Annotated in this window: 1 protein-coding gene and 1 pseudogene; one reads left to right on the forward strand and one right to left on the reverse strand. The window is 39.7% G+C overall.

The features are described from left to right. A partial coding sequence (locus QM959_RS09355) for an accessory Sec-dependent serine-rich glycoprotein adhesin (RefSeq protein WP_414372854.1) occupies positions 1-3017 on the reverse strand: 3017 nt, incomplete at its 3' end. A gap of 417 nt (positions 3018-3434) precedes the next feature. Between QM959_RS09355 and QM959_RS09360 the strand changes: the two are divergent. Beyond that, a pseudogene (locus tag QM959_RS09360) lies at positions 3435-4181 on the forward strand (transposase); the annotation flags it as partial.

Consider the following 4181-nt stretch of genomic DNA (forward strand, 5'->3'; position numbering starts at 1 on the left):
TCGTAGTCTTTGTCTACTGGTTGTTTGTCTTCGTCGGTTACATCAGACTTGATGGTCTTACCTTCTGTATCTACATAGTGAACATAAACGTTACCCTTAGGAGCTTCTTTAAGTTTGTATACATAAGTGACATTCTTATCACCTTCGATAACTTTACCTGTTGTTGGGTCTGTTGACTTCAAGTGACCTTGATCATCTACTTCACCTACTGTGTAGTTACCAGCTGGGACCAATTCGTATGTCTTACCTTCGAATTCAATCTCTTGTGGACGGTTGTCTACAACTGTGTCGTAGTCTTTGTCTACTGGTTGTTTGTCTTCGTCGGTTACATCAGACTTGATGGTCTTACCTTCTGTATCTACATAGTGAACATAAACGTTACCCTTAGGAGCTTCTTTAAGTTTGTATACATAAGTGACATTCTTATCACCTTCGATAACCTTACCAGTTGTTGGGTCTGTTGACTTCAAGTGACCTTGATCATCTACTTCACCTACTGTGTAGTTACCTGCTGGGACTAATTCGTATGTCTTACCTTCGAATTCAATCTCTTGTGGACGGTTGTCTACAACTGTGTCGTAGTCTTTGTCTACTGGTTGTTTGTCTTCGTCGGTTACATCAGACTTGATGGTCTTACCTTCTGTATCTACATAGTGAACATAAACGTTACCCTTAGGCGTTTCTTTAAGTTTGTAGATGTAAGTTACATTCTTATCCTCTTTAGCAACTGCACCTGTTGTTGGGTCTGATGACTTAAGGTGACCTTGATCATCTACTTCACCTACTGTGTAGTTACCTGCTGGGACTAACTCGTAAGTCTTACCTTCGAATGTAATCTCGTTCGGACGATTGTCTACAACTGTATCGTAGGCCTTATTAACTGGTTGATCTTTTTCATCGGTTACATCTGGCTTAATAGTCTTACCTTCTGTATCTTGATAATGCACGTAAACATTACCTGTAACTTCTGATTTACGGTAATAGTGAGTTACATCGGTAGAAATTTGTTTAACAGAAGGAAGTGAGTAGTTATTGAAGAATGATGGATAGCCTGAAGCTTTATCTCCTGGTGTGTTCCCACCAATGATGTTGGAAGTGTTGTTTCGAACAGGATCAACATCTGCTGAGAATTGTGGTGAGGCTGTAAAGGCATCCCCAGTAGCCTTATTGTACCAACCACTTAAGCGCACATTCCCATTCCCACTATCAGTATATGTTTGTACACGAAGATGGTATTGCCCATCCTTACTATCAACAAATCCAACTGAGTGAGTTGCATCTTTTGTTCCAGCAGGTGTTGGCTTACCTCCTGGTTTAACAGGATCTGAGGTATACAATAGTGTATAGTTGGTTAAGTCAAGCGTATTTACATCTGTTGATGGATTATAGGATGAGACTTTTGATGGGTCTAAAGCATACAATTTAACAACAGATGTACCATCTTTATCTACTTGTTCTACAATACGTTTTACATAGTAGTGAGCGCGCCCACCTTGGAGTTCCAAGTACTTAGCTCCAACACCACCTAAGAAACCGCTCATATCTTTTTCTGCATCAGTCCGTGTGAATTCATAACCTTCAAATGTACGCGGATTAGAGGCGTGATAAGCTTGGCTTTCAATACCCGTTTGAGCGTATGAAGCCAATTCCTCGTTTGTGCCCTCAACTTTATAGTGAGTTGTATGGGTTACTTTTTCAGTTGGAACAACTGTTTGAACATTTGGCTTTGTGTCACCAACATTTCCTGGTTTCGTTGTGTCACGAATTTGAAGAATATGGTGCTTATATTTGTCATCCGAAGTTGGACCAGCATCACGGTTATTGGTCCAAGTTCCTAGAATTTGTGAAGCTTCTCCAGTAGTATAGTCAAATTGAGGTGCATAAGTTGGATTTTCTTGCACCAAGGTCTTAAATTGATAAGTTGACTTGGTAGTCATATCCAATGTTTCTACTTCTTTACCAGTAGCTTTTTCAACCAAACGAGCATGAACAGTTGGCGTCTGTGTCGTTCCAACAGCAGAACGATCTACTGAGAAGGTTACATAATAGCCACCGTTGCTATAGGTAACACCACCTTGATTTGCAGGTCCTGCCCAGTTTTGAAGATCCCAGATTGAATAGGTATAGCGTTCTTCATTTGGATCCAATTTGTAGTTTGGATTGTCCAAAGCTGGATCTTCAATTGAAGCTCCATTTGGTTGGTCCATCTTTTCTACAACAGATGGCGCAGTAAGAGTAGTTGACGTTGAAATAGCATCCAACTGCGCAGAAACTGCAGGCGCACCGTTAACAGTAGTGTTTCCTTCAAAACCTGCCACTGTTAAAACTGCCATCAGCTCATCCACTGACTTGCTCAAACGCGCACGTTGATCTGCATAAGCTTGAGCAGGTGCTTGGGTCAAACTAGTGCTTGCTGACAATTCTGATTGAAGGTTAGCAACAGCTGCATGGATCGCTGCTTTTTGATTTGCATCTTGATGGTTTGATGCATATTTTTCAGCGATGTTAATCAACAAAGCTGCTTCAGAAGCATTTTGTTCTAAGATTGCTTTGTCTTCAGACACAGGAGCATTTTCCACTAATTCAGATGAAACCACTGTATCTTCTTTTGTTTCAGTAGCAGATTCATTTAGAGTTGCTGATTGTTCTGTAGAACCTTGCTCACTCAATGATTTCGACTCTGTTGTAACTGCAGGTGCACTAACCAAAGCTGACGCAGTAGTTGCATCTTTTTCTAGTTCATCTGCATGACCAGTATGTACAAGTGATGTCGCACTAAGAACAGCTGCGGCCACGACAAGCCCTTTTAAGAATCCTCGACTTGTCAGTCCCTTTTCTGCCACCGCATCTTCATGCACTTCGGCTACAATAGTCTCTTCGACTTGACCACGAATCACTTTTAGAAGCCCAAAGTTCGAAGTAGATGCGCGCAACCAGTTCTTACCCGACTTAATCAATTTGAACCGAGTCACACGATCGGTTTCACGGAATTCACCGTTTGAACGTTTAAAAAACATTGCAGTCTCCTTTTTTTATTATTATCCATCCCCATTATACATGATTAGTAGACAAAAGCAAGCAATTTGACCGTAAATCACTTAAATACTATAAAAAGGAGAAGTTCGGCACAAAAGCTGTAAAATACCGACTTTTTAAAGTCATGAAAAATTGTAAAAGAGGACACTTGTGTACAAAGATAATCACTCTTCTAAACACTTGTCCCATACTCTATTATGCATAAACGTGAACTAGTTGATATATCAATATATGTACTATAATCTCTCTATAATCTCTCTAGAATCTGATCTATTAGGCTCTATAATATTTGTAGTGGGTAAATCCCCTATAGATATTATGGAGCCTATTTTGTGTAGAAAAAAAGTCCCATAAGATCTATAATGAAAAGCGACGAAACCATCATTAGAAAGAATCATATGGAACAACTACATTTTATCACAAAACTCCTTGATATCAAAGACCCAAACATAAAAATTGTAGATGTCATCAATAGGGATACACACAAGGAAATCCTAGCTAAACTAGACTACTATGCCCCATCTTGTCCTGATTGCGGAAATCAAATGAAGAAATATGACTTTCAAAAACCGTCTAAGATTCCTTACCTTGAGACGACTGGTATGCCTACTAGAATCCTCCTTAGAAAGCGTCGATTTAAGTGCTATCATTGCTCGAAAATGATGGTCGCTGAGACTTCTATCGTCAAGAAAAATCATCAAATCCCTCGTATTATCAACCAAAAGATTGCGCAAAAGTTGATTGAGAAGACTTCTATGACCGATATTGCTCATCAGCTTTACATCTCAACTTCAACTGTCATTCGTAAGCTCAATGACTTTCACTTTAAACATGATTTTTCTCGTCTTCGTGAGATTATGTCTTGGGACGTTGAAACAGTCAGGGGAGTGACTGTTTCAATCGGGAGATGAATATGAGTTTCATTGCACAAGATTTTGACAATCTCAACATTATCACCGTGCTTGAAGGTAGAACCCAGACTATCATCCGAAATCACTTTCTGCGCTACGATAGAGCCGTTCGCTGTCAGGTGAAAATCATTACTATGGATATGTTTAGTCCTTACTATAACTTGGCTAAACAGCTTTTTCCTTATGCTAAAATCGTTCTAGATCGTTTTCACATTGTGCAACATCTTAGCCGTG

The organism is Streptococcus mitis, from assembly GCF_047459985.1.
GTDB classification, from domain to species: domain Bacteria; phylum Bacillota; class Bacilli; order Lactobacillales; family Streptococcaceae; genus Streptococcus; species Streptococcus mitis_DZ.